Annotated in this window: 23 protein-coding genes; all 23 read left to right on the top strand. The window is 55.0% G+C overall.

Translation table 11 applies throughout. The features are described from left to right. Window positions 1–2 precede the first annotated feature (2 nt). The 23 genes from ACFSR7_RS04255 to ACFSR7_RS04145 all read left to right on the top strand — a co-directional run bounded on the left by ACFSR7_RS04255 (window position 3) and on the right by ACFSR7_RS04145 (window position 24,019). A complete protein-coding gene (locus tag ACFSR7_RS04255; RefSeq protein ID WP_378159294.1) occupies window positions 3–305 on the top strand; it encodes a lasso peptide biosynthesis PqqD family chaperone in 303 nt (100 codons plus the stop codon). Then, window positions 302–790: a lasso peptide biosynthesis B2 protein gene (locus ACFSR7_RS04250; protein ID WP_378159293.1), complete on the top strand. Its 489-nt coding sequence runs from the start codon at window positions 302–304 to the stop codon at window positions 788–790. The genes ACFSR7_RS04255 and ACFSR7_RS04250 overlap by 4 nt, the downstream gene beginning before the upstream one ends. Beyond that, on the top strand, window positions 783–1,949 hold the full coding sequence (locus ACFSR7_RS04245) for a nucleotidyltransferase domain-containing protein (RefSeq protein WP_378159292.1): 1,167 nt from the start codon (window positions 783–785) through the stop codon (window positions 1,947–1,949). Before ACFSR7_RS04250 ends, ACFSR7_RS04245 begins: the two co-directional genes overlap by 8 nt. 12 nt (window positions 1,950–1,961) lie before the next feature. After that, complete coding sequence (locus tag ACFSR7_RS04240; RefSeq protein WP_378159291.1) at window positions 1,962–3,770, top strand: ABC transporter ATP-binding protein; 1,809 nt, start codon at window positions 1,962–1,964, stop codon at window positions 3,768–3,770. A 264-nt stretch (window positions 3,771–4,034) separates the two neighbouring features. Further along, on the top strand, window positions 4,035–4,790 hold the full coding sequence (locus ACFSR7_RS04235) for a YveK family protein (protein WP_378159290.1): 756 nt from the start codon (window positions 4,035–4,037) through the stop codon (window positions 4,788–4,790). Then, window positions 4,787–5,425, top strand: a complete 639-nt coding sequence (locus ACFSR7_RS04230) for a CpsD/CapB family tyrosine-protein kinase (RefSeq protein ID WP_378159289.1) — start codon at window positions 4,787–4,789, stop codon at window positions 5,423–5,425. Before ACFSR7_RS04235 ends, ACFSR7_RS04230 begins: the two co-directional genes overlap by 4 nt. 178 nt (window positions 5,426–5,603) lie before the next feature. Continuing rightward, window positions 5,604–6,494, top strand: a complete 891-nt coding sequence (galU, locus tag ACFSR7_RS04225; protein WP_378159288.1) for a UTP--glucose-1-phosphate uridylyltransferase GalU — start codon at window positions 5,604–5,606, stop codon at window positions 6,492–6,494. Continuing rightward, the gene (locus ACFSR7_RS04220) at window positions 6,472–7,206 is read left to right on the top strand and encodes a sugar transferase (RefSeq protein WP_378159287.1); all 735 of its coding nucleotides are present in this window, start codon (window positions 6,472–6,474) and stop codon (window positions 7,204–7,206) included. The genes galU and ACFSR7_RS04220 overlap by 23 nt, the downstream gene beginning before the upstream one ends. Window positions 7,207–7,254: 48 nt before the next feature. After that, on the top strand, window positions 7,255–8,619 hold the full coding sequence (locus ACFSR7_RS04215) for a UDP-glucose dehydrogenase family protein (RefSeq protein WP_378159286.1): 1,365 nt from the start codon (window positions 7,255–7,257) through the stop codon (window positions 8,617–8,619). 12 nt (window positions 8,620–8,631) lie between these two features. Further along, complete coding sequence (locus ACFSR7_RS04210) at window positions 8,632–9,732, top strand: glycosyltransferase family 4 protein (protein WP_378159285.1); 1,101 nt, start codon at window positions 8,632–8,634, stop codon at window positions 9,730–9,732. Then, the gene (locus tag ACFSR7_RS04205) at window positions 9,732–11,135 is read left to right on the top strand and encodes an O-antigen ligase family protein (RefSeq protein ID WP_378159284.1); all 1,404 of its coding nucleotides are present in this window, start codon (window positions 9,732–9,734) and stop codon (window positions 11,133–11,135) included. Before ACFSR7_RS04210 ends, ACFSR7_RS04205 begins: the two co-directional genes overlap by 1 nt. 3 nt (window positions 11,136–11,138) lie before the next feature. Further along, entirely contained in the window at window positions 11,139–12,464 is a 1,326-nt protein-coding gene (locus tag ACFSR7_RS04200) for an oligosaccharide flippase family protein (protein WP_378159283.1), read from the top strand. Window positions 12,465–12,480: 16 nt separating this feature from the next. Continuing rightward, complete coding sequence (locus tag ACFSR7_RS04195) at window positions 12,481–13,425, top strand: glycosyltransferase family 2 protein (protein ID WP_378159282.1); 945 nt, start codon at window positions 12,481–12,483, stop codon at window positions 13,423–13,425. Beyond that, a complete protein-coding gene (locus ACFSR7_RS04190) occupies window positions 13,422–14,570 on the top strand; it encodes a glycosyltransferase family 4 protein (RefSeq protein ID WP_378159281.1) in 1,149 nt (382 codons plus the stop codon). The genes ACFSR7_RS04195 and ACFSR7_RS04190 overlap by 4 nt, the downstream gene beginning before the upstream one ends. A gap of 73 nt (window positions 14,571–14,643) precedes the next feature. After that, complete coding sequence (locus ACFSR7_RS04185; RefSeq protein ID WP_378159280.1) at window positions 14,644–15,828, top strand: glycosyltransferase family 4 protein; 1,185 nt, start codon at window positions 14,644–14,646, stop codon at window positions 15,826–15,828. Further along, a complete protein-coding gene (locus ACFSR7_RS04180) occupies window positions 15,825–18,179 on the top strand; it encodes a glycosyltransferase family 4 protein (RefSeq protein WP_378159279.1) in 2,355 nt (784 codons plus the stop codon). Before ACFSR7_RS04185 ends, ACFSR7_RS04180 begins: the two co-directional genes overlap by 4 nt. After that, window positions 18,176–19,549 (top strand): sugar phosphate nucleotidyltransferase, encoded by a 1,374-nt coding sequence (locus ACFSR7_RS04175; RefSeq protein WP_378159278.1) that lies wholly within the window; start codon window positions 18,176–18,178, stop codon window positions 19,547–19,549. The genes ACFSR7_RS04180 and ACFSR7_RS04175 overlap by 4 nt, the downstream gene beginning before the upstream one ends. A 203-nt stretch (window positions 19,550–19,752) precedes the next feature. Further along, window positions 19,753–20,283 carry a VanZ family protein gene (locus ACFSR7_RS04170; protein ID WP_378159277.1) on the top strand — a complete coding sequence of 177 codons (531 nt, stop codon included), beginning with the start codon at window positions 19,753–19,755 and terminating at the stop codon, window positions 20,281–20,283. Window positions 20,284–20,289: 6 nt separating this feature from the next. Further along, entirely contained in the window at window positions 20,290–20,841 is a 552-nt protein-coding gene (locus ACFSR7_RS04165; protein WP_378159276.1) for a PilZ domain-containing protein, read from the top strand. Window positions 20,842–21,025: 184 nt separating this feature from the next. After that, window positions 21,026–21,253 carry a hypothetical protein gene (locus ACFSR7_RS04160; RefSeq protein WP_378159275.1) on the top strand — a complete coding sequence of 76 codons (228 nt, stop codon included), beginning with the start codon at window positions 21,026–21,028 and terminating at the stop codon, window positions 21,251–21,253. A gap of 104 nt (window positions 21,254–21,357) precedes the next feature. After that, window positions 21,358–21,948 (top strand): P-loop nucleotide/nucleoside kinase family protein, encoded by a 591-nt coding sequence (locus tag ACFSR7_RS04155; protein WP_378159274.1) that lies wholly within the window; start codon window positions 21,358–21,360, stop codon window positions 21,946–21,948. 348 nt (window positions 21,949–22,296) lie between these two features. Further along, the gene (locus ACFSR7_RS04150) at window positions 22,297–23,220 is read left to right on the top strand and encodes an ABC transporter ATP-binding protein (protein WP_378159273.1); all 924 of its coding nucleotides are present in this window, start codon (window positions 22,297–22,299) and stop codon (window positions 23,218–23,220) included. Next, window positions 23,213–24,019 carry an ABC transporter permease gene (locus ACFSR7_RS04145; protein ID WP_378159272.1) on the top strand — a complete coding sequence of 269 codons (807 nt, stop codon included), beginning with the start codon at window positions 23,213–23,215 and terminating at the stop codon, window positions 24,017–24,019. The genes ACFSR7_RS04150 and ACFSR7_RS04145 overlap by 8 nt, the downstream gene beginning before the upstream one ends. The last annotated feature ends 164 nt before the right edge of the window (window positions 24,020–24,183 follow it).

Genomic DNA, 24,183 nt, shown 5'->3' with positions numbered 1-24,183 from the left:
GAATGGCGGAAACGATGGAATGGTCCACGGAGCAAATGGTTTCTCAGCGTGCCGGCTGCATCGTGAGCGATATGGACGGCGAGAAGGTCATGCTTAGCATTGAACGCGGAAAATATTACAATCTCGGCGAGATCGGCGGCCGGATTTGGGATCTGATCTCGGTCCCGGTATCGATTGGCAAGCTCGTGAACCTTCTTACGCAAGAATACGCAATTGGAGCAGAAGAGTGCGAGAAGCAGGTTATGCATTTTTTAAGTCAGCTGACTGCCGAAGAGTTAATCACGGTGAGCCGACAAGCGTCATGAGCAAGAACTACTTGACCCATATGGCCAAGTTCCTGGCGCCTGGCCGAACCGACAGATTGCTGCTGATGGAAGCGTTCTGTTATTTGGCATGGGCGAGAATCTTAATTTCTGTTCCCTTTGCCAAGGTAGCTCCAACGCTAGGAGAAGCGATGAGAGAACTGCCGGAAACCCCTTCCGCAGATAAAGCGACGCTTCGGCGGGTATCCGGAGCGATCCATCGAGCCGCCAAGCATGCGCCTTGGGATTGCCGTTGCTTAGTACGGGCGATTGCCGCCTTAAAGATGCTGAAGAGAAGAGGCATAGAGAGCACGTTGTACCTAGGTACAGGCCGCGGCGAGCAGGGAGAACTAGCGGCGCATGCATGGCTTCGCAGCGGAAACTTTTACTTGACCGGCGCGGATGAAATGAAAGGCTACACGCCGGTTGCCGTCTTTGGGCAAAGCGCGCAGACGGTTCGTAAAACGAAGGGATGGTCTCATGGATAACGCGCAAAGTTTGCTGTTTGCTTTGCTTAGAAACGACGGCAGTACCGAAGGGAATGCCATCGACAGAATTGCAAGTTTGGAAGTGGATTGGGAGAACTTTTTACGGTTGGCAGGGCATCACCGCGTGTATCCTTCCGTATATCATCGGCTTAAAAAAGAAGCGTCCACTTTCGTTCCCGAACATGTGATGCGGCAATTGCAGGAAAAATATCGTCACAATGCAGTGCGGATGCTGGGTCTTGCCGGAGAATCAGCTCGAATCGGCAAGGAATTGGCGGATAAAGGCGTTCGCTCCTTGTTTTTAAAAGGACCGACGCTCGCCCATGAACTATACGGGGACATGAGTCTGCGGACCTCATCGGACCTAGACATCCTTTTAGATTGGAAGCCGTTCGGAGGAAATCGCTTAGCCGTAGACCATTTGATGGCTGATCTCGGTTACACGGCCGAAGCCTTCACGCCTACAGTGCTGAACGAGTGGAGGTGGCGGCAGCATCACAAGTCTTATTGGAACTCCAAGCTAGGTGTACATGTCGAGATTCATTGGCGTTTGAGTCCGGGGCCGTTAAAGGAGCCTGGATTCGAAGAACTATGGGCGGACAGCCGGATTAGCGCTTGGGGCGGAGGAACAGTCCGGTATATGGGCAGCAAGCATCTATTTTATTATTTAGTCATGCATGGTGCCAGGCACGGTTGGTTCCGTCTTCGCTGGCTGACAGACATCGACGTACTCGCGAGAAGAGACGAGGATTGGCAGCAAGTCATGCGCCTGCTTCGAAAATACGGTGCTACCCATCTCGGCGACCAGGCCATGACGCTGGCATCGAAATTGCTCGGTACGCCGGTGCCGCCAGGGATCGCAGGAGGTATGCTACCGAACTCTAAGGGGGCAAGATTGGCTCAAAATCCGATTTTCTACGTTGAGAAAAGCATCGACATCTTAGGAGACCCGCCGGAACATCTCCATCGTGCATATAAGCGGTACTTGTTCGCAATCAGGCCGCCGATGCATAAGCTCTTGTTTCTGCTGAGCCTGTTGCACCCTTATCCCACCGACGTTGAAACGCTACCGTTGCCGAAGCACGTGCATTTTCTGTATTTCCCACTGCGTCCTCTGTTATGGGCATGGCGCAAGACCAGAAGAACGGCCGTAACTTGAGGGGAGCCGCCTATGGAACCGATTTTCTACTTTGTCAAACGCCTTCGACGGTATGCGGGAAAAAGGCTTTACATTAACCTGGCGGGCATGGTGTTCGTGAGCTTTCTCGAGGGGATCGGTATCTTGCTGCTCATTCCGATGTTGAAGGCCGGAGGCATTGCCGATTTCGGCACCGGCTCTACACCTCTGTCCGGATTATTCGACGCCATTCCCGGAGAGGCCGTTTTGCCACTCATTTTGACCCTGTTTTTGGTTATTATGCTCTCTCAGAGCCTGCTCAAGCGTGTAGTTGCCCTGCAGAATATTAAGATTAACCAAGGCTTTGATCTGTATCTTAAGACAGAAATTTATCGGGGCATTTTGCAGTCGAATTGGACCTTTTTCCTGAAAAAAAGAAAGTCCGACATGGTTAGCGCGCTAACCAGCGAGATCGGTCGCGTGAATGGGGGCATTAACCTCAGCTTGCAGTTGCTGGCATCCGTCATCTTTACGGTTATTCAGATCGCGCTTGCTTTTTGGCTGTCGCCTTCGATTACCGCTTGCATCCTCGTTTGCGGATTGGCGATTACGTATGCAGCCAAACGCTTTGTTGGTAGGGCTAAAAGCCTCGGCGTCAAGTCAACCGAATCGTCAAGAGCCTTTTTAGCAGGAATTACGGATCAACTGAGTGGCATAAAGGATATTAAAACGAATGGATTGGAAGCTTCCCGATTAAGATGGCTGATCGGAGCGAGTCTAAAAATTCATAGAGAACAAGTCGAATTCGTCCGCTTGAAATCGTCGACGCAATTTTATTTTCAAGCCGTTTCTGCAGCTTTGATTGCGTTGTTCATTTATATGTCCGTTCAAATGTTTCATACGAAAATGGAGCAGCTTCTGCTTATTATTATCGTCTTCACGCGGCTTTGGCCCCGTTTCTCCGGCCTGCAGGGCAATATCGAACAAATCGCTTCGTTTTATCCTGCCTTTAAAAGCTTGGACCTTCTCCAGGAGGAGTGCACTGTGGCTGCGGAGCTTCAAATTGCCGAGGATGGTAAGGATAACGTCCTGCCGCTTTCGTTAAACTCGTCGCTTGAATGCCGTAGCGTGAGCTTCAGATACGATAAGGGCGAGGACCGCTATGCGCTTCGCGAGATCGATCTGACCGTACCTGCTTGCAAGATGACGGCTATCGTAGGCAGATCGGGAGCGGGCAAAAGTACGTTGATCGATATGCTGATGGGGCTGATCGTTCCTGAACAGGGCAAGCTTGTGCTGGACGGTAATCCTTTGTCCAAAAACGATCTGCTGTCGCTTCGCAAATCGATCGGTTACGTCCCCCAGGACCCTTTCTTATTTAACGATACGATACGAGGAAATATGATGCTCGTCAAGCCGGAAGCATCTGAGGCGGAGCTTTGGGAAGCGCTCGACTTTGCGGCCGCGGGAGCGTTCGTACGGGGGCTCCCGGATGGCCTGGACACGCAGATCGGGGATCGGGGCATCCGGCTGTCGGGCGGAGAACGTCAACGTATCGTGCTGGCTCGAGCCATCTTAAGAAAGCCTTCGCTTCTCGTGTTGGACGAGGCGACCAGCGCACTGGATACGGACAATGAAATTAAAATTCAAGAAGCTTTAGAACGTCTGAAAGGACGCATGACATTGATTGTCATTGCGCATCGGCTCTCGACGATCAAAGGTGCCGACCAAGTCGTGGTGGTGGACGAGGGACGTATTATCCAGCGGGGCAAATTCGGAGAGCTGGCAGGGGAGAGAAAAAGTCTATTCAGGCACTTGCTCGAAAACCAGGCTTTTGATTGGCAGAGTGCGGGCAACGCTTAAACATAATAATAAGCGCATCGAGGAACCTGTCCATTTACTAGGGGCAGGTTCCTCTTTTATTTTCGACAATTCCGAGAATAAACGGGATATTTCGTGTAAGCGCTTCAACCCTAGATCCCCGTAGCTACGGGACTTTTCTGAAAATTCCATGCTGAGAGAGTTCCGACAAAAGTCTAAAATTCAATTGACAGGATACAAATCGTATCATAAGATAAATGTATTAAGGATACATTTTGTATCTACAATCGAGATGGAGTGATCTGCATGGAAATGGATCTGAAAAAGTATATGACCGCAATTCGTAAACGCTTTTGGATCATTCTGATTCTGTCGCTTGCGGCGTCGGGTTCGGCTTACATGTACTCCAAGCAAATGGAGCCGAACTTTTACTCGGCCAACGCTAAAATCATCGTCAATAAAACCGTTGAATCGGTGAGCGGAGAGATGATGGATTTCTCTTCAATCGCTTCCAACATCAAACTTATCGATACTTATAAGGAAATCATTTTAACGCCGGCCATTATGGACAAAGTCGTCGAACTCTACCCCGAATTGAAGCTCTCCTCCATGCAACTAATCTCAAGAGTCCGAGTGAATTCCTTAAACGAAACGCAAGTCATGTCATTGACGGTAACGGATACGAATTACGCGCGGGCGGCACGGACGGTAAACGCCGTGTCCGAAGTGTTCCAAATGGAAATTCCGAAAATCATGAAAATCAACAATGTCACGATATTAACAAGTGCCAGGGAAGATCAGCCCACACAGCCCTTTGGTCAAAATACGAAAGCGAACGTAACCATCGCATTGTTCGCAGCACTGCTGTTGTCGACGGGCGCCATCATACTAATCGAGTACTTCGATCAATCGATCAAAAAGGAAGAAGATGTGTTGCAGGCGATCGGATCGAAAACATTGGCGGTCGTTCCCAAGATGAAGAAGCGGGACATCAAGATTCCGTCCTCTAAGAGCTATGCGGCAAGCCAATCAGGAATAAAGGCAGGAGAGCAAGCTTTATGAGTAAACTGAGGCCGGAATACTTAAAAATCGTGGATCTGGATCCTACCTCGCACTTAGCCGGCTACTACCATACGCTTCGGGCGCAGGTTGACTTTGCGGCAGCTCGGGTCGGAGCGCGAGCGTTGTCGATCTCCTCCGGGTGGCAAGGCGAAGGTAGATCTGCTACGGCGATTAACTTGGCGCTCGCTTATGCCCGCGCGGGCAAAAAAGTGCTGCTTATCGATTCGGATCTTCGTAAGCCATCTCTTCACGACATTTTGCAAGTGTCCCGCCGGGATGGTTTGAGCGAATATCTGAGCAGATCGATTCCAACGACTCAGATTATTAAAGAAACCGACTATCCGAACATGCAGATTATTACCTCCGGTTCATTGCCCCCCAATCCGACCGAGCTATTATCTTCCGAACGTTTCGACCAGCTCATCGCGCTCGCGAAAGAGCATTACGATCGGGTTGTCGTCGATATGTCGCCTCTTTTCGCATCGGCTGACGCGCAAATCGTCGTCTCGAACACGGACGGCGTCCTGCTCATAGCCGAGCATGCCAGAACGACCCGCAATCAGCTTCAAAGGGCGGTCGGTCTGATCGAACAAATCGGCAAACCTGTAATTGGCACCGTGATTAACAAAGCTTAAACATTCGGGGCTGTCTCGCTCCAGGTAAAGTCTACTGCACCTTTATCACTGTAGACACTCGGCTATGCTGTGGGTCGCATGACCTTAGACGTGAATCGTCGATGGTATGGCGTGAGGAGGGGTTGAATGCCCCGCATTCTTTTTTTGAACACAGCTTTTATTTTCGGAGGTGGATCCGATGCAAAAAATACGTAAGGCCATTATACCGGCTGCGGGTTTAGGAACGAGATTTTTGCCTGCGACCAAGGCCATGCCCAAAGAGATGCTGCCGATTATTGATAAGCCCACCATTCAATATATCGTCGAGGAAGCTGTCGAAGCCGGCATCGAGGATATTATTATCGTGACGGGAAAGGGCAAACGTGCCATAGAAGACCACTTCGATCATGCATTCGAGCTCGAAAGCAACCTGGCCGAGAAAGGCAAGCACAAGCTGCTGGAAGAGGTGCGGCGGTCCTCCAAAGTCGACATCCACTACATTCGGCAAAAAGAACCTAAAGGCTTGGGGCATGCCGTATGGTGCGCTAGAAGGTTCATCGGAGAAGAGCCGTTTGCGGTGCTGCTCGGAGACGACATCGTTACCGCAGAGGTTCCCTGCCTTAAACAATTGATCGAGCAATACGAACGGACGGGTTCCTCGATTATCGGCGTCCAGCCGGTAGCCGACCATGAGACGGACCGCTACGGCATTTTGGATCCTGTCAGCAAAGAAGGACGCTTGTATCAGGCGAGGCGTTTCGTGGAAAAGCCGCCATCAGGTCAAGCGCCTTCCAATTTGGCTATTATGGGCAGGTACGTATTTACGCCGGGGCTGTTCGCGTATCTTGAAAAACAGGAGATCGGAGCAGGAGGAGAAATTCAACTAACGGATGCGATCGAGCGATTGAACGAAAGCGAATCTGTATACGGTTATCATTTCAACGGCACACGTTACGACGTTGGCGAAAAGCTTGGGTTTATCCTGACGACGATGGAATTCGCTCTGCATAACGAAGAGCTCCGCAAGCCGCTGTTGCAAGCGATGGAACGCATTGTGCGCGAATCCTATGCCATCCCGGTCAGCGGTTAAGGAGGCGGCAAGGGTGATTGAGCCGTCAAATGATATTAAACGGAGCTATTCGGGCATTCCCTATTATGGAGGGGCGAACGCCCGGGTTAAGCTGGGAGCGGATCGTTTACAGTATGATAAAACGAAACGCGGAATGGATATCCTGTTGGCATCGACTGGGTTATTCGTTCTTTTTCCGCTATTATTTATCGTCGCCATTCTGATCAAATGGGACGATCCTAAAGGCGGATTTTTCTTTTTTCAAGAAAGGGTAGGAAAAGACGGACGATTGTTCCGAATGGTAAAGTTTAGAACGATGATTGTCGATGCGGAGAATATGCTTCAGGATCTGCTCGTGCGCAATGAGATTAAAGGGAATATGTTCAAAATGAAAAACGATCCGCGCGTGACGCGCATTGGCCGTTTACTGCGCAAGACCAGCGTTGACGAACTGCCGCAGCTGTGGAACGTGCTGAGGGGAGAGATGAGCCTGGTCGGGCCGAGGCCATGCCTGCCCCGCGAAGCGAAAAATTACAGTTCGATCGACAAACTGCGTCTCGCTGTAACGCCGGGATGCACGGGACTTTGGCAAGTAAGCGGCAGAAATGCTTTAAGCTTTGAGCAAATGGTTGAACTTGATCTGCATTATATTCGGCATCGAAGTCTAGGCATGGACATGAAGCTCATGCTGCGGACAGTCAAAATTATGGTTTTGCCCAACGATGCCTATTAAATCGGCTTCGCCTATTCATCCTTGTATCGAGAAAGGAGAAAGTTCCTTATGAAAGTAGCAATACTCGGAACGGGCTACGTCGGCTTAACCACCGGAGCCTGTTTCGCTTATATCGGCCATCAGGTCGTATGCGTGGATGTGGACGAAAAGAAAATCCAAGGCATCCGCGAAGGCCGCATGCCCTTTCATGAAGAGCATCTGCATGGCTTAATCCGCGATGCGCAAGACCGAATCACGTTCATATGCGACTGCGAAGAGGCGGTTCGGGATGCGGATGTCGTTATCCTTGCCGTAGGAACGCCGCAACGTGCGGACGGATCTCCCGAGCTGGCGTATCTCGAATCTGCGGTCGAATCCGTTCTCAACGGCTTAACATCCAAGCAGACCGTTACGCTGCTCGTGAATAAAAGCACGGCACCTGTCGGTACCTGCGATCGCATTGCAGCGCGTGCGGCCGATAGAGGATTGGCCGGCAAGGTGATCGTGGCTTCGAATCCTGAATTTCTTCGACAGGGCAGAGCGGTTCACGATACGTTGTATCCGGAAAGAATCGTGATCGGAGGAAGCGACGTCGCGGTGAACGTCCTGGAACGGATGTATGCCCCTTTAGTTGAGCAAAACTTTCATGCTCCCGAGTTCCTGCCGCGGCCGGAAGCCAAAACGGCTTCGACGATTATCGCCGTAGACATTCGTAGCGCTGAGATCGGCAAGTACGCAGCGAACGCATACTTGGCGATGAAAATTAGCTTTATTAACGAGCTGGCTAATCTAAGCGATCGCATCGGTGCGGATATTAAAAAGGTAGCGGACATTGTCGGCAGCGATTCGCGTATCGGCCCTTCGTTTCTCCAGGCAGGAATAGGGTACGGGGGGAGTTGCTTTCCTAAGGATACGCGGGCACTTCGCCATATAGCGGGAGAGAGCGGCTACGATTTTAAACTGCTATCGGCTGTCATTGAAGTGAACCGGCTCCAACAGGACGTCGTGATCGAGAAGATAAAGCGAGAATATCCCGATCTGAGCGGGAAAAGAATTGCCGTGCTGGGTCTCTCGTTTAAACCGGGAACGGATGACCTGAGAGAGTCGCCGAGCTTGGGGATTATCGAGTCTCTTCTTCTTGAAGGGGCAAACGTTATTGTTCACGATCCGGTTGCATTGCCCGCTGCGCTGCCGAAGCTATCTCAAAGGGTCCATGCCGCAGCCAGCGCAGAAGAAGCGATTGAAGGAGCGGACGCAGCGATTCTTGTGACCGAGTGGTCCGAGTACACAATGCTTGACGGTGCGACAATAGCCGGGAAAATGAGGCGTCCGCTATTTATTGACGGCCGCAACGCGATGCCGGCGTCCTTTATTCGAGAAGTGGAGTACATAGGCATCGGGACGGGGACCAGACAGCCGGCCCTGATCTCCTAAAGGATGATGATCATGATCGCAAACAAAAGCTTGAAACTGGCTGTGGTCGCTTTCGAACTGCCTGCCCTTACGGAGCGGACAGGCGGCGTAAGCCATTTCAATCACCGGCTTTGCAATATGCTGGCGGAGCGAGGGCATGACGTAACTGCGCTCACCGTTAGGCAGCCTTTACCGGAAGCTCGTTACCGAGTCGTACAGGTGCCTGGCGCACAGGCGGGCAAAGGGAGATTTCACCGATATTATCAAGCTCCCTGGCGTGCGAAATCGATTGATTTCAGCGAATTTGATCTTGTACTGGCGAACGGGGACGACTGGGCGATGAGGCATGCCGGTACCCCTTGGTTCCGCATTATGCACGGAAGCGCGAGGCGTGAATTAAAATTCAACAAGCGATGGCTGAGGAAAATAAATTTGGCCGCGCTATACGGACTTGAGCTTATTGCGGCAGCGCGTTCGGATGTGACGCTCTTTAACTCGGCAGATTCTCGGAAGTTATATTTTCATCGCAAAAAAGATCGCATCGTTCATTTGCCGGTGGATACGCGCGTTTATTACCCGGGCACGAAGGCTGACCGTCCGACGCTGCTATTCGTGGGGGCGCTCGACAGCCGTAAACGCGGCAGATGGCTTCTAAATCTATTCGTTTCTAAAATCAAGCCCGCGCTGCCGAATGCGCAACTATGGATGGTTTGCGATCCCGTTCAACCGGAGGACGGCGTCGAATACGTACAGATGCCGTCACAGGAGCAGCTCGCTTCCCTCTATAGGCAATCCCATGTCTTTTGCATGCCTTCGACATACGAGGGATTCGGCATTCCGTATTTGGAAGCGATGGCTAGTGGGACGCACGTCGTCACGACGGCCAATCCGGGGGCCGAAGAAGTGTTGGGAGACGGATGCTACGGCCAGATCGTCAAGGATGCGGAGTTGGCGGATACGTTGATCCGGGCGTTAAAAAGCGGCGCCGATCAAACGGGAGAATTGGAGCGCTGGACGATCCCTGCCTTGGAGTGGGCGAGGCTACACGACTGGGAAATTCTGCTGGATGAATTCGTAGGACTGGCTGACGATAAACGGGAGTCGAATCACGCTCTCCACAAGGTGAGGTCATGATGGGAAATTCTAAAATGACGCTGTCTTTTTTTCCATTATGGCTCCGTACCCTTGCCTTAACGATGCTAGGCGTCCTAATCTCAATATGGTTAGGGCGTTTGGTCATTTCTCACTTTGAATTCATGCTGCAGGCAACGATCATGTTTGCCGTACTGCTCCCCGGATTTATTCTAGCTTCCAGCGATTCGCCGAGGCTAATTCCTTATATCGTATTTGTCTGGGTGATATCCCCGGAGCTTCGAAGGCTTTACGATTGGATGAACGGACATTATTCAACCTTATCTATACTTACATTAACGCCGTTGCTGACTACGGGCTTGCTCATTTTTACGATCTTCAGAGATAAGGTCGTGCTTGCCAAGCCGTCAGCGCTAATTTTCAAGGCATATTTGGTTCCTTATATTTATGCGGCGGGTGTAGGTATACTGCTCAACAAGATGGCCGGCATTTACGGCGTAGGTAATTACGTATTGCCTCTTGCTATTCTGTTGTATCTGCTGGTCAAGCCACCGTCGGAGGAACGCAAGACCAGATGGATTAGGTCATTTGTAGCGATGGCCGTATTGCTCTCCGTATATGCTTGGATTCAATATCTTTTGCTCCCTACTTGGGATCGTTTTTGGATGGAAGGCGCGAGAATGGCCTCGCTTGGCATTCCTGAGCCGCTTAGCTTTCGTCCGTTCTCTACTTTGAATTCTACGGCGACGTTGGCCATCTTCCTGGTTTCCGCTCTCGTGCCAGCGATTATATCCAAGTCCTACCGCAAGCCGTTCGGCTGGCTAGGCATCGTCTTGATCATATCCGCGCTTTCCGTCACGCTCGTACGTGCTTCATGGGTCACGTTAATCGTATGTCTCGTAGCATACGTATTGCTGGCAAATGGGGCCAGCCGGATGCGCATGCTTGCGGCGATCGTATTTTTGTCGTGCGCCGCCTATTTTGTTTTTCCTTATCTGCCGGGCGGCTCTAGCATGGCGGATCGAGTTTCCTCGTTCGGCAGCTTGGGGGAGGATACTTCCGCAAATGCTCGGATCGGGATCGTTCTCCATACGTTGCCTGAGCTGGCCGTCCATCCGTTTGGCGCCGGATTCGGAGGTATCGGCAGAAGCGCAATGCTGGACGGAGGGTCGGCATTCAGCGGCCTCGGTTCGGTGGATAACGGATATCTGGGTATCTTCGCGACATTCGGCCTTTTAGGAGGCGTCTTGTTTTTTAGGGCCGTATTTAAGCACTGGAGGCTAATCGCCGGCGGTATTCGTTCGAACGGCCCAAGAGTGCTCGGTCTTCTCATGATCGTCAATCTTTTTGCGTCTTTCCTGTTCGGAGGAGAGATCAATGGCATCGGAGCAGTTATTTTCTGGCTTTTTACGGGCATGGCATTGCCGGCGAGAGAGGAAACATAACAAATGAAAAAATTGTTTCTGTCCAGCTTTGCATTAAATATCGGCGTTCTCATTTTAAATTTGGTTACGGGTATCATGATGGCCCGCTGGTTAGGTTCCTACGGCCGAGGCGAATTCGCCGCAGCGACGCGCTGGGCAAGCTTGCTCACGGGATTGTCGGCTTTGGGACTTCCAGGGGCGGTCATTTACTTGGGTAAAAGGCAGGCGGAGAAGCAAAGAGAGCTTTTTGGCTCTTACTTGATTCTCGGCGTATCGTTCGGACTGTTTGGGCTAATCGTCGGCGAATCTATCTTGCCGCTGCTTATGAACGGAGAGAACGAGGGATTAAACCATGCCCGAATCGCGATGTTAAGCGTGCCGTTCGCCGTGCTCGCGGATGGTCTGATCGGCACCTTGCAAAGCTTGAACCAGTTTAAACGCGTCATGGCGCTTCGCGCACTAAGTCCAATCGGATCGCTTCTCGTTATCGTCGTATTGGAAGCGATGGGTAACTTGAATCCGAGAAACCTTATTCTCGGTTTTATCGTGCTTTGGAGCTTTTTACTCATGATGCTAGCGACTATTTGGGTGATGAAGAGCTTGAAGCCGACGCTTCGCGGATTCATGGCAAGCGGCAAGGCGCTGATGGGCAGCGGAGTTAAAATCTATGGCGGCTCACTCGTCTCCATCTTCGGAGGCAACTTCGATCAGTTAATTCTATCGTTGGCCTTGTCTCCCTATGCGCTAGGTTTGTACACGGTGGCGAGCAGTATCGGGGGCATCCTTCCCTCCGTACTGTTCGGCGCCTTGAACGTATTTCTGACGCCGAAGCTTATGGATATGAACAAGGAACGCCGGCAGCTTACGGTGGAGCGGATGCACGGTTTGTTTCTATACGGTACGGCCGCTTTTGCGATTTTCGTATCTGCGCTACTGCCCTTTGCCTTGCCTTTGCTTTACGGGGAGGAGTACAGATCAGCGATAGTGATGGCTGCGATTCTTCTCTACATAGCGCCGATTCGTATCTGTTGCCAGATGATGATGTATTACTTGAATACGGTAGGCAGATTTAATACGGTCAGCATTTCCGAAGCGGTCAGCGTCGGAGGAGGGTTGATCGGCTTAATACTGTTGATGCCTGTCGCTGGCGCGACAGCGGCAGCCTTAGGAATCGTAATCGCTTCTCTCGTAAAGTGGATTATTTATATCGCCGTCCTTCGGCGGGAAGGCTTACGGATCCGCATGTTATTTGTAGTGCAGAAGAGCGATTTTAGTCGTTTGCCCTATTTGTTGAATCGCTATAAATCCGCCTTTGCCCGAAGGCGAAGCGCCGTTGCATCTAAACAGTAAAGGAAGGAGACGTCCAATGGTAACCGTATCAATCGTAATCCCGACCTATCGGCGAATTGCGGATTTAGTGAAATGCCTGGAAGGAATCCATAATCAGACGCACAATCCTTCGGAGGTCGTCGTCGTTTGCCGAGACACGGATGAAATCTCGCTCGCGACAGTGGATGAATGGTTATTGAAGACGAGCTTATATTGCAAAAAGAGAGCGATCGTAAGAGATGCGGGCATGCTCGCGGCGATGAAGGCGGGGGCTGCCGAGGCGACGGGCGACGTAATCGCGTTTACCGACGACGATGCGGTACCGCGTCCGAAATGGATCGAACGCATGATCGCCGCCTATAAAGACGAACGCGTTGGAGGCGTAGGCGGCCGAGATATTCAGCGTGGACAAGAGCAAGCCACTCCAGATACAGTTGTCGGCATCGTGACCTGGTATGGTAAGCTGCACGGCAATCATCACATCGGAGCCGGCAGCCCTCGAAAAGTCGATGTGTTGAAGGGCGTGAATATGTCGTTTCGGAGGCACTTACTGTTATTTCCGGATCGCCTGCAAGGAAAGGGAGCGCAAGTTCATATCGAGGTTCATATTTGTCTTTATGTTCGTAAGCAAGGCTATTATTTGATTTACGATCCGAACATCGAAGTCGATCACTTCCCCGCAGTCCGCTTTGATTCGGATCAACGTGGGAAAGTTGTTCCTGAAGCCGTCCGTAACGCCGCCCATAACCTCCATACCGGCATACTGAGACAAGGAGGCGGCCCGATCCGGACACCCGCGCGCATTGTATACGCCATGTTGGTAGGAGATCGCAAGGCACCGGGGGTGCTGCGTACGGGCTACGGGCTCGTACGGGGAGAACGCGAAGTGCTGAAATCGTTCTGGCCGGCACAGGCAGGATTATGGCAAGGGCTGCTGCAACTTTTCCGAACGTCAAAAGCGAGCAGGCTGGACAAGGCATGAGGATCATTCAGTTGATTGACAAGTTTCCGGGACTCGGAGGCACGGAAAGATTCGTTTATGATCTGTCCGCCAGACTGGAAAAAGAGGGTCATCAAGTCGTGATCGCGTCACCGATCGTCGAGGAGACGGGGCAAACCTGGGATGACTATATCGCCGACGTCCAACCGCTCGGAGACGGGGAGTCGGCATGGATCCGGCTCGCTGCCGAGTTTCAGCCAGACATCGTGCTGTGGCACGGCGGCAGACAGACCTTGCAAGCGGCCGAATGCTTATCTTCGTATTATCCGCTTGCGACCATGTTTCATGCGCCTTTATGTCCGGCCGGCACTCGATTGTTCAGGGACACGGACGAAATCTGCTGCAAGTCGTTCGGGGCGGGTTGCATGGTGAACTGGTATTCTAGACGATGCGGGTCCAATATCGAGCCATGGGTCATGCTCCGTAAAATGGGCTTGTCACGCAGAATAGCCCGTACGGCGCGCCATTCGAAGGTCATTTATGCAGTCAGCGACGCTATGCGAGATATGCTCGTATACGACGGCCTTCCGGGAGAGGCGATCCGGATTATTGATAATACGCTCGGAAGCGCGATGGTGCCGATGCCTCCTTTACAACGGGTTCATCGTGACGAGTCTCTGCAGGTATTGTACGTTGGCAGACTCGTTCATTACAAAGGCGTACAGGATCTCATCAAGGCTGTTCACAATCTCGACGTTCGCGGTTGCGACGTTCAAGTCACAATCGTCGGAGACGGATGGTATGAGCGCGAATTGAAGCAGTTGACGGATAAACTGGCCGTGAACCATCGTGTTCGCTTTGCAGGCAGGGTAGCCGGCAACGAAGTCGATGGTTGGTACGACCGGGCGGATGTCGTCGTCGTGCCTTCAATCTGGCCCGAGCCGGCGGGGCTCGTCGTGCCTGAAGCGAGACGTCGCGGCAAGCCCGTAATCGTTTACGATTCTGGCGGGCTCGGAGAATGGCGGCGGTATATGGACGGGATCACGGTCGTGCCACGGGGCGAAATCACCAAGTTGGCCGACGCGATTGCGAATATGAGTGAAGGCGCGCAGGGGGATGCCAAAGCCGGTATCGCCAACCGTGCAGACATCGTCGACGAACTTAAACTGCTGTGCGGGAACGGCTAGCGTGAGGATCCAGATGCCCCTGCGTGGCATTCGTATAGAAGACCGGCAAATGGTGTTGGAGGGCGGGAGTCTAATGAATATCTTAACGACCGGCATGGGTTGGATCGACCATACGCCCGGCGGACTGAATCGATACTTTGCGGATTATTCGCATGCCATGCGGGATAGAGGCCACGATATACGCGCCTTCGTCACGGCCGGCGGTGAGATTGTGGCTGCACCTTCTTATATCGCAGAGGTGCTCCCGGAAAAGCGAAGTTTCGGGACGTGGGAGCGCATGCGCGCGTTTCGCCAAGCGGTCGGTCAGCAAAGCCGGCATTGGCAGCCGCAAGTTTATAACCCACATTTTGCGCTATATGCCGCTTTGATCGGCAGAGGCCAGTTGCCTAAGGACATTCCGATCGTAACGCATTTCCACGGCCCCTGGGCCAGCGAATCGCGAGTTGAGGACCGGAGCGGATCTTCGGCGAAGCAAATTAAATACCGTTTGAAAAAATCGCTTGAAACGCTGACTTATAACCGCTCCGATCAGTTTATTGTACTTAGCGGTTATTTCGCTTCTATCCTCTCGGAGGAATACGGCATCCGGCGCGATCGGATTCATATCGTCCCCGGAGCGGTAGACACGGAGCGCTTCAGGCCAGCGGGTGACAGGGCAAGCGTAAGGAGGGAACTCGGATTCGCCAATAGCGACCGGGTTCTTTTTTGCGTGAGGCGATTGGTCAGACGGATGGGGGTCGACAGGCTTATACGTGCATTCGCCGAGATCGCTGCGGAGCGGGCCGAGGCCGTACTGGTCATCGCCGGCGACGGCGCGATGAGAGACGAGCTTCAGGAGCTGGCTTTTACCCTGGGGCTTCAGAACCGTATCGTATTTGTTGGCAGAGTAAGCAACGAGCAGCTCGTGAACTGGTATCAGGCCGCCGACGTCGCCGTCGTGCCGACGGTAACGCTTGAAGGCTTCGGGCTCGTGACCGTAGAGGCACTCGCCTGTGGTACGCCGGTACTCGGCACGCCGAATGGCGGAACGAAGGAGATCCTTGGCAGCTTCGACGACCGCCTGATGTTTAAGGACGATTCGCCGGAAGCGATGGCGGATTTGCTGCGCCGGGTACTGGGACGTGAGACGCCGCTGCCCGACAGGGCGGATTGCCGCAAATACGTGATGGAACGGTACACTTGGCAGCGCGTCGCGGAGCGAGTCGAAGCTTTGTTTTTGCAGGCCATTCACGATCGGGGAAGGAAGGCGGCCCAATGAGAGTCGGCTACTATAACCATACCTCAGACATTAGCGGAGCGGAGATCAGTTTGCTCACGATGGCAAGCCATCTTCAGAATGCCGAAGCGGTCATGCTAGGGCCTTCGGGCGACTTGGCCGATCGATCCCGGGCAGCCGGTATCCAATACGCAGTCGTACCCGGCTATCGGGCGCGCATGACGCGCAATCCGCTGAAGCTGCTGCGCCACGCAGTCGGCATGGCCGCGGAAGGCAGGCGCCTGGCGAAGCTCATCCACGAGCTTGAACTGGATGTCGTCCATGCCAACTCGATCCGCGCGGGTCTTATCGTTTCTTTGTTCGCGAGGCCCAAGAAGCTTCCGGTCGTCTGGCACATCCGGGACCATATGCCGCAGGGCTTGGTAGGGAAGCTCGTGAGAGCCGTAGCCGCACGCAGCGCTTCTTCTCTCGTATGCATCTCCGAGGCGGTCAGGCAAGGAACGGGCGAGCTCGCCGGCAAGTCGGCGCGCAGGGCGGATGCGAGCGCGAAGCGGGGCGCACCCCGCGAGCTTGTGTCGGTCATTCACAACGGCGTCGCACTCGATCATGTCGACGACGTCGAACGTGTCGCGGACCGCGTCCGGATCCGGCACGAGCTCGGCGCTTCGCCGGGGACGGTCGTCGTCACGATCATCGGCCAGATCGCGCCTTGGAAACGGCAGGAGGACGCGATCGAAGCGATCAAGCTGTTATTGACGCGCGGTCTGGACGTTCATCTATGGATCGTGGGCGAGCCGAAGTTCCGCGAGGAAAACATGGCGTACGCGGAACGGCTGAAGACGCTGGCCGCTTCATCGGACCTGGCGGGCCGTGTCGTATTCACTGGATTCAGAAGCGATATCAAGGAGATCTGCCGGGCGGCGGATCTCCTTGTCTTATGTTCGGACAACGAGCCCTTCGGCCGCGTGCTCATCGAAGCGATGGGAGAAGGAATACCGGTCGTGGGCACGCGGGCGGGCGGTGTTCTTGAGATCGTGACGGAAGGCGAGACCGGGATGCTCTACGATATCGGCGACGTTCCGGCGCTGGCCGACGGTATCGGCGCCCTCGCGACCGATACGGAGCGCAGGCAACGGATGGGGCGTGCTGCATGCGCCCGAATCCGGGAGAACTTCGGCATCGCCTCGACGGTCTCCCAGATCGAAACGCTCTATCGCGAGCTTCGCCCCGTCCGGGGCGCGGGACCGCGGGTAGCGATCGTTCACGACTACCTGAACCAGATGGGCGGCGCGGAGCGCGTCGTCGCTTCGCTGCTGCGCATGTATCCGGACGCCCCCGTTTTTACGACGATCGCGGACAGGTCGAGGCTGCCCGCCGATCTGCGAGCGGCGGATATCCGGACGACTTGGATGCAGCGCATACCGGGCATCAACAAGCGCTTCAAGCTGTTTTTCTGGCTGTATCCGCTCGCGGTGCGGTCCATGGACCTGAGCGGCTACGATCTGATCGTCAGCTCGAGCAGCGCATACGCCAAGGGGGTGCGCGTGCCCGAAGGCGCCGTGCACTTGTGCTATTGCCATACGCCGATGCGATTCGCCTGGGACTTCGAGAATTATGTGAAGGACATGGAGCTGTCCGCACCGGTGAAGAAGCTGTCGGGTCTCATGATCGTCCCGCTGCGCCGCTGGGATGCGGCCAACACCGCCGGGGTGGACGAACTGATCGCCAATTCAAGCATCGTGCAAGAGCGGATTCGCGAGCACTACGGCAGGCAGGCGACGATCATTCATCCGCCGGTCGACACGGAGCGGTTCGATCTTGGAGGCGCGGAGGAGCGCGCGGCCGGCGACTATTACCTTGTCGTCTCCCGGCTCGTCTCCTACAAGCGGATCGACGTGGCCGTCGAGGCCTGTTCCTTGCTCGGCGAGCGGCTGATCGTCGTCGGCGACGGTCCGGACCGAGAGCGGCTGGCGCGGCTGGCGGGACCGAACGTCTCTTTTCGCGGACGTCTGCCGGACCACGAAGTCGAGCGCCTTATGAGGGGCTGCCGCGCGCTTCTTTTTCCGGGCGTAGAGGATTTCGGCATTACGCCGCTTGAAGTCAACGCTTGCGGAAGGCCGGTTATCGCCTACAGGGAAGGCGGCGCGCAGGACACGATCCGTCAGGGCCTTAACGGCTTGTTTTTTGATAAGCAGACGCGTGAATCGCTCGCGAGGACGCTGCTTGGATTCCAGTCGTGGACGTGGGACTCGGCGCGCATCCGCGCCTATGCGGCAGGCTTCGGCGAGGAACGGTTCGAGCGCGAGATCCGGGCTGCCGTATCCGCGGCGCTGTCCGCCAGAGAGCAGCCGGCGGCAAGTCCGGCAGGACAAAGAAAGGAAGCGGTCGTATGAAGCTGGTTTTACTGTCTGGAGGATCGGGGAAGCGGCTGTGGCCGCTCTCCAACGAGACCCGGTCCAAGCAGTTTTTAAAGGTGCTCGAGCGCGAGGACGGCACAATGGAATCGATGGTTCAGCGCGTATGGCGCCAGCTCGGCGCTTCCGGGCTCGCGGGGGACGCTTATATCGCGACCGGCAGCAATCAGGCGGAGATGATCCGCTCACAGCTCGGAGAAGTGCCGATGGTGCTCGAGCCGAATCGCCGGGATACGTTTCCGGCGATCTCGCTGGCCGCCGTCTACCTGTACGCGATCGAAGGCGTCTCGCTGCAGGAGACGGTCGCCGTGCTTCCGGTCGATCCGTTCGTCGAGGATCGCTTTTTCGACCGCGTCGCGGAGCTGGATGGCGTGCTCCAAGCGTCCGGGGCGCCTCTCGCGTTAATGGGCGTGAAGCCGCTGCATCCGTCCGAGAAATACGGCTACATCGTTCCGAGACCCGCGAACGCCGGAGCTTCGTCTGACTGGCAGCTCGTCGGGAGGTTTACGGAGAAGCCGTCCGAGGAAGAAGCCAAGCGGCTGATCGCGGAGGGAGCGCTGTGGAACTGCGGCGTTTTCGCTTTCCGCCTCGGCATGCTGATCGATCTGCTGATCGATAAACAGCTGCCCATCAACTACGAAGAGCTGGTCCGCAGCTATGAAAAGATGCCAAAGATCAGCTTCGATTACGAGGTCGTCGAGCAAGCCGACACGATCGCGGTCTCGGAGTACGACGGCTACTGGAAGGATCTCGGGACGTGGAACACGCTCACCGAAGAGATCAAGACAGGCGTCATCGGCAACGGGACGAAGTGCGAGGAATCGGCGGGGTCGCATATCGTTAACGAGCTGGGGTTGCCGATCGTGCTGCTCGGTCTGCAGAACGTAATTGTATCCGCCAGTCCGGACGGCATATTGGTGGCCGACAAGCAAAAAAGCCCCAAGGTGAAGGAAATGGTCGGGAGCAGGGACGACGAGCCGATGTTCGAGGAACGCTTGTGGGGTTCCTACAGAGTGCTCGATTGCAGCGTATCCGGGGCGGACAAGCTCACAAAGGTCGGTTTGATTCAGATGCATGCCGGCAAGCAGCTGCCGTACCATGCGCATCGGCTTCGCAGCGAGACGTGGACGGTCGCCTCGGGCGAAGGCGAGCTGCTGATGGACGGAATCTGGCGTAAAATGCGGGCGGGCGATGCCGTACATATCCCCGCAGCGGTCAAGCACGGCATACTCGCGTTGACGGATATGTCGCTGGTCGAGGTGCAGATCGGGGCGGACCTGTCCGCCGACGATGTCAGGGAGACGGCCTGGGACGGGAAAGACCGGGCTTCTATCGGCGGAGGGGAGTGATATCCGATTGGCAAGAACAAGTTCGTCAAATGGGGCTTGCAATACAACGGCGGTACGTACTGCCCGATTTACGGCAAGAAAAAAGCGCATGACATGCTGTATCGACTAAGCTATTGCGTCAACGGCTTGTCGGTCGTTCCGATGGGCACTCGCCGGAGGGCGTCGGCCTCTTACCAGGAAAACGGCGAGGGAGGGCGGGAAGCGTGAGCCGCGTTTCAGTCGCGCGGTTCGCTCAGGCGCTGCCGGCTGTCGCCTGCCTGGCGCTGATCTTTTTTTTCTCGTCCCAAACGTACGGCGAGCAGACGATTATCCCGCTGCTGCGGCGCCATATCTCGGAGTACCGCTTGTCCGGCTTGCTGCCAGACGTCTCGTTCCGGTACGGTCATTCGCTGGTTTCGGCCAAGCAGGCTCCGTATCAATTCATCGAGTTTATGTTTCGCAAGGGCGCGCACGTCTTTTGGTACGCGATGCTTTGCGGCAGTCTGTATGTTGCGCTGAAGTCGCTTCCGCGTCTCGTGCCGCGCGCCTTTCTTCGACTGGGTATGGCGTCGGCATTTGTGGGGGCGGCCGCATGCCTCGACGAGTGGAATCAGGCGCGCGTGGCCGGCAGAACCGGTCAACCGATCGACGTGCTGCTGGACGTTGTCGGCGGGCTGCTGGTGACCGCGATAGGCCTGGCTGCAGCGAGTTCAATCAAAGCGGTGCGTCTGCGGAACAGATCCTCGCCCCGTTGACGTCGCGTGGAAGGCGCAACGAGATGGCGTATCGAGCACGAGCGGCGATGGCCGAAATTCTCTATTGATGGAGGGCGTATCATGCAACTCGATTCATTCGAGCCGGAGAAAATGAGCCGCATAGCGACGCTGCCGGACAACAAGAGGGAGCAACGCCGACAGATTCGCTTGCGATTGAACGGCCGGACTTCGGCACGCATTCATATCGTCCGGATCGGCCACGTTCGTCCGGCGCTTCCCCCCGCGCTGGTCGAAATGCTCGACTTGAGCCCGGGAGGCTGCTCTTTCCGCACAGGGCTTCGGTTTCCGTTAAGAGACGATGCGTTTTACCTGATGGATTGGCAGCTCGAAGGCATGAACATGAAGATAAAAGGGCAGATAGTCTGGTGCCGCGAGGATGAATACGGGTTCCGGTACGGCGTCAGGTTTGCATCCGGCGCGGTGGAGACCATCCTGCTCGTTCGCCTGTTGAATGCCCTGATTTTAAAAACTTGCCCGCACCAAAGCCGCATTCACCGTCTCTACCGCTCGCAACTGGATAAACTGTTGCGGCGGTAGTTTTTCTTTTTTTGTTTATGGAAGCGTTACCAATGAAATGAAGTTCCATGTAAATAGAACAATTCGTGCTTGACAAGCTAGAATTGGGTAAGTAAGATCAAGTAATAAGATACAGTACGTATCAAAATGTTACAGAGTGTGTAATAGAAGGCGATCCTGAGTATAGGATAGGAGGCGGCTCGCGATGAATCAAGGTCAATTCTACTGCGTGGCATGCAATGAGCTGATAGGATTGAAAGAAGCGAGATTGCTTTTTAAGTCGGGATATTACACGGTTATTTACCCGCTGGGCTGCTGCCGGAGCTGTTGCGCCAAGCACGGACTAAGCGAGGCCGGAAGTTCCGCGGAGCTGCTCAGGTTGCAGAAAAGCGAGGATTGGCGCTCGCCGTCCTCCATTATGATCGCCATCTAGCCGCAGCAACCGGCGAAGCCTCGGCCTTTGGTCCTTCCGCTTGACCCTCCGCAGCCGCGGCCCGATAATGAAATGAAACGGTAACGGGCGGGGGATCGAAGGCGATGGCAAACTTGGTATTCGTGGTAGGCGGCGCTGGAGCTGGCAAGACGACATTGGCCAAGCGGGTGGCGGTTCGTCGCCATGTCCCCCTTTTCGACATGGACACGCTGCTGCGTCCTGCGGCCGAAGCGCTAATGACCCAAGCCGGACTCGATCCGACGGACAGGGATTCGGCAGCGTACAAGTCGTTATGCCGGGATCTCGGTTATCGGATCACGATGGATGCCGCCCTCGAGAACGTGGCGCTCGGCACGGATGCGATCGTGATCGGTCCTTTTTCGCGTGAATTGAACGATCCGGACTGGCTGCGCTGCGAGCTCGGCCATGCCGGCCTGAATTCGGATGCCGTCCAGGTCAAAGTCGTATCGGTCTTTCTCGCCGACGAGTCGCGGTACAAGGAACGTATCGCGGGCAGAGGCGGCATGCTGGACCAATGGAAGCTCGAGCACTGGGAGCGATTCAGCTTAAGCCTGGGTCGCAAGACGGTCGCCTGGCGGCTCCCGTCGAATGCCGTCTTGTACGTCGACAATTCGACGGCGTCTCCCGACCGTGCCGCGGACGAGATCGAACGGTTCATTTTCGGCAATGAATGAAAAGGCGGCGCGGGCTGAACGGGGGTAAGCACATTCGCCCGGATTCGCAAATTTTCTTCATTCTCCACGATTCTACACGATCCTCATTCTTGCCCGGTGCTACACGATCCTTCTTCTTTCGCAATGCTGCGCGATCCTCGGCTCGTTCGCGGCGATGCGTCTTTTCTCGACAGACTGACGGCCGGTCGCTTGCAAGCATACGCACGCCAGTTTTGAATCCCCGCCTTAAGACCCATTCTCCGCTGCGCCAAGCTCCGCCTGTCTACGGCCCGATATCCTTCATGGCCGTACCTGTCGACATTTGCTATAATGGTGAAGATTTACAAATCTACATACGGAGGAGAAATCATGTCCCAAGCGCCCGTCGTCAGCCTGCAGAACGTATCGAAGCGCATTGGCGGCCGGACGATCATCGATCGTCTCACGCTAGAAGTGAATCCCGGCGAAGTGTTCGGATTCCTCGGCCCCAACGGTTCAGGCAAGACGACGACCATCCGCATGATGGTCGGATTGATCACGATGTCGGGCGGCGATATCTCGATCGCCGGCCATAGCGTCAAGACATCTTTTCCCCAAGCGATCGCCCGTGTCGGCGCAATCGTCGAGAACCCGGAGATGTACAAATACCTGACGGGTTATCAGAATCTGATTCACTTCGGACGCATGAACCCCGGCATTACCAAGGCGCGCATCGACGAGGTGGTCGCATTGGTCGGCCTTCAGGACCGTATTCATGACAAAGTCAAAAAGTATTCGCTCGGCATGCGCCAGCGGCTCGGCGTCGCACAAGCGATCCTTCACCGTCCAGCGCTGCTGATCCTGGACGAGCCGACCAACGGCCTAGACCCGGCGGGCATCCGCGAGCTGCGCGACTATTTGCGCAAGCTGTCCAGAGAAGAAGGTACGGCCGTGTTCGTATCGAGCCACCTGCTCTCGGAGATGGAGCTCATGTGCGACCGCGTCGCCATCATCCAGAAGGGCGAGCTCATCGACATCCGGTCGCTGCGCGCCGAGTCGGCGGGGGCTGTCGCAGGACTGGAAGAAGTGCTGTTCGAGGTCGACCGTCCGAACGAGGCCGTGACCGTATTGGAGGGCCGCGGCTCCGCACGCTTCTCCGAAGGCGGCTTCAGCGTGACGGCCGACCGCGAGACGATCGCCGACATGAACGCCCGGCTGGTCGAGGCGGGGATCCGGGTCTACGGCATCCGCGTCAAGATCAAGTCGCTCGAGGATCAATTCCTCGAGGTGACCGGGGGTGAGACGATTGGCTAGCTTCTGGAGTCTCGTGCAAAACGAGAATATGAAAATTTACCGTCGGGTCAGCACGTGGGTCATGCTGGGCATTACGGTCGTCATTCCGCTATTGTTCACGGTCGCATTCGTGCTGCTCTCGGACAAGGAAAACGCGAACAACTGGGAAGCGATGATGCTGGAATCTCAGATCCTGTTCCTCCTGATCACGATCTTCGCGGTCGTCAAGTCTTCGGAGTCCGTCGCGGGCGAGTTTTCCCGGGGGACGATCAAGCTGCTGCTGATTCGTCCGTGGAGCCGTTCTTCGATTTTGCTGTCGAAGTTCATCTCCATCGTCTTGTTCGCGCTGCTGTTCACCGTCGTCAGCTTTGCCGTAACTTGGCTGGCCAATGTCATCGCATTCGGCTATACGGCCAATCCGGCCAACCTGATCTCCGAGCAGTCGCCGCTCGCGGGCAGCTCGCCCTGGGCTTACGCGCTTCGGTATTATCTGGATGAATTCATTACCCTGATCGTCGTCGTCACCTTCGGCTTCATGCTGTCCTCGGCGTTCCGCAGCAGCGGCCTGGCGATCGGACTGTCGCTGTTCCTGCTGTTCTCCGGCAGTATGATCTCGGGTCTGCTGTCGCTTACGGACAAGGACTGGGTCAAATACGTGCTGTTCCCGCACCTGGGACTGACGACCTACGTGAACGGCGGCACGCCGGTACCCGATCATCCGACGACCTACGCGTTCTCGCTGGGCGTGCTGGCGGTTTACTTTATTATCTTCAACGTCATCTCTTGGACGGTGTTCACCAAGCGCGACGTATCGGCCTGACAAGATTCGGTCCGGCAAAACGTCAACTGTATTTCGATGCGCGAAGGCGCGGTCTCTGCGATTGCTGCAGGGGCCGCGCTTTTTTGTGTTGCATTCGTATAATTAACCCTATGATAACGCGGCCAAAATATCTAGTTAATAGAATAACTATAATGTGAAAGGGT

This window comes from Cohnella sp. GCM10020058, from assembly GCF_042683485.1.
GTDB lineage: Bacteria > Bacillota > Bacilli > Paenibacillales > Paenibacillaceae > Cohnella.
Note: the sequence above shows the minus strand (reverse complement) of the source record. Positions and strands in the feature narration are given on the sequence as shown.

What these genes read in the sequence shown, in the direction of transcription:
- ACFSR7_RS04220 (WP_378159287.1), top strand. Translation starts at nt 6,472, where the DNA reads ATGCCATCCCGGTCAGCGGTTAAGGAGGCGGCAAGGGTGATTGAGCCG.
- ACFSR7_RS04180 (WP_378159279.1), top strand. Translation starts at nt 15,825, where the DNA reads ATGAGAGTCGGCTACTATAACCATACCTCAGACATTAGCGGAGCGGAG.
- ACFSR7_RS04190 (WP_378159281.1), top strand. Translation starts at nt 13,422, where the DNA reads ATGAGGATCATTCAGTTGATTGACAAGTTTCCGGGACTCGGAGGCACG.
- ACFSR7_RS04150 (WP_378159273.1), top strand. Translation starts at nt 22,297, where the DNA reads ATGTCCCAAGCGCCCGTCGTCAGCCTGCAGAACGTATCGAAGCGCATT.
- ACFSR7_RS04155 (WP_378159274.1), top strand. Translation starts at nt 21,358, where the DNA reads ATGGCAAACTTGGTATTCGTGGTAGGCGGCGCTGGAGCTGGCAAGACG.
- ACFSR7_RS04195 (WP_378159282.1), top strand. Translation starts at nt 12,481, where the DNA reads ATGGTAACCGTATCAATCGTAATCCCGACCTATCGGCGAATTGCGGAT.
- ACFSR7_RS04230 (WP_378159289.1), top strand. Translation starts at nt 4,787, where the DNA reads ATGAGTAAACTGAGGCCGGAATACTTAAAAATCGTGGATCTGGATCCT.
- ACFSR7_RS04255 (WP_378159294.1), top strand. Translation starts at nt 3, where the DNA reads ATGGCGGAAACGATGGAATGGTCCACGGAGCAAATGGTTTCTCAGCGT.
- ACFSR7_RS04250 (WP_378159293.1), top strand. Translation starts at nt 302, where the DNA reads ATGAGCAAGAACTACTTGACCCATATGGCCAAGTTCCTGGCGCCTGGC.
- ACFSR7_RS04185 (WP_378159280.1), top strand. Translation starts at nt 14,644, where the DNA reads ATGAATATCTTAACGACCGGCATGGGTTGGATCGACCATACGCCCGGC.
- ACFSR7_RS04210 (WP_378159285.1), top strand. Translation starts at nt 8,632, where the DNA reads ATGATCGCAAACAAAAGCTTGAAACTGGCTGTGGTCGCTTTCGAACTG.
- ACFSR7_RS04240 (WP_378159291.1), top strand. Translation starts at nt 1,962, where the DNA reads ATGGAACCGATTTTCTACTTTGTCAAACGCCTTCGACGGTATGCGGGA.
- ACFSR7_RS04175 (WP_378159278.1), top strand. Translation starts at nt 18,176, where the DNA reads ATGAAGCTGGTTTTACTGTCTGGAGGATCGGGGAAGCGGCTGTGGCCG.
- ACFSR7_RS04200 (WP_378159283.1), top strand. Translation starts at nt 11,139, where the DNA reads ATGAAAAAATTGTTTCTGTCCAGCTTTGCATTAAATATCGGCGTTCTC.
- ACFSR7_RS04160 (WP_378159275.1), top strand. Translation starts at nt 21,026, where the DNA reads ATGAATCAAGGTCAATTCTACTGCGTGGCATGCAATGAGCTGATAGGA.
- ACFSR7_RS04245 (WP_378159292.1), top strand. Translation starts at nt 783, where the DNA reads ATGGATAACGCGCAAAGTTTGCTGTTTGCTTTGCTTAGAAACGACGGC.
- ACFSR7_RS04215 (WP_378159286.1), top strand. Translation starts at nt 7,255, where the DNA reads ATGAAAGTAGCAATACTCGGAACGGGCTACGTCGGCTTAACCACCGGA.
- galU (WP_378159288.1), top strand. Translation starts at nt 5,604, where the DNA reads ATGCAAAAAATACGTAAGGCCATTATACCGGCTGCGGGTTTAGGAACG.
- ACFSR7_RS04235 (WP_378159290.1), top strand. Translation starts at nt 4,035, where the DNA reads ATGGAAATGGATCTGAAAAAGTATATGACCGCAATTCGTAAACGCTTT.
- ACFSR7_RS04205 (WP_378159284.1), top strand. Translation starts at nt 9,732, where the DNA reads ATGGGAAATTCTAAAATGACGCTGTCTTTTTTTCCATTATGGCTCCGT.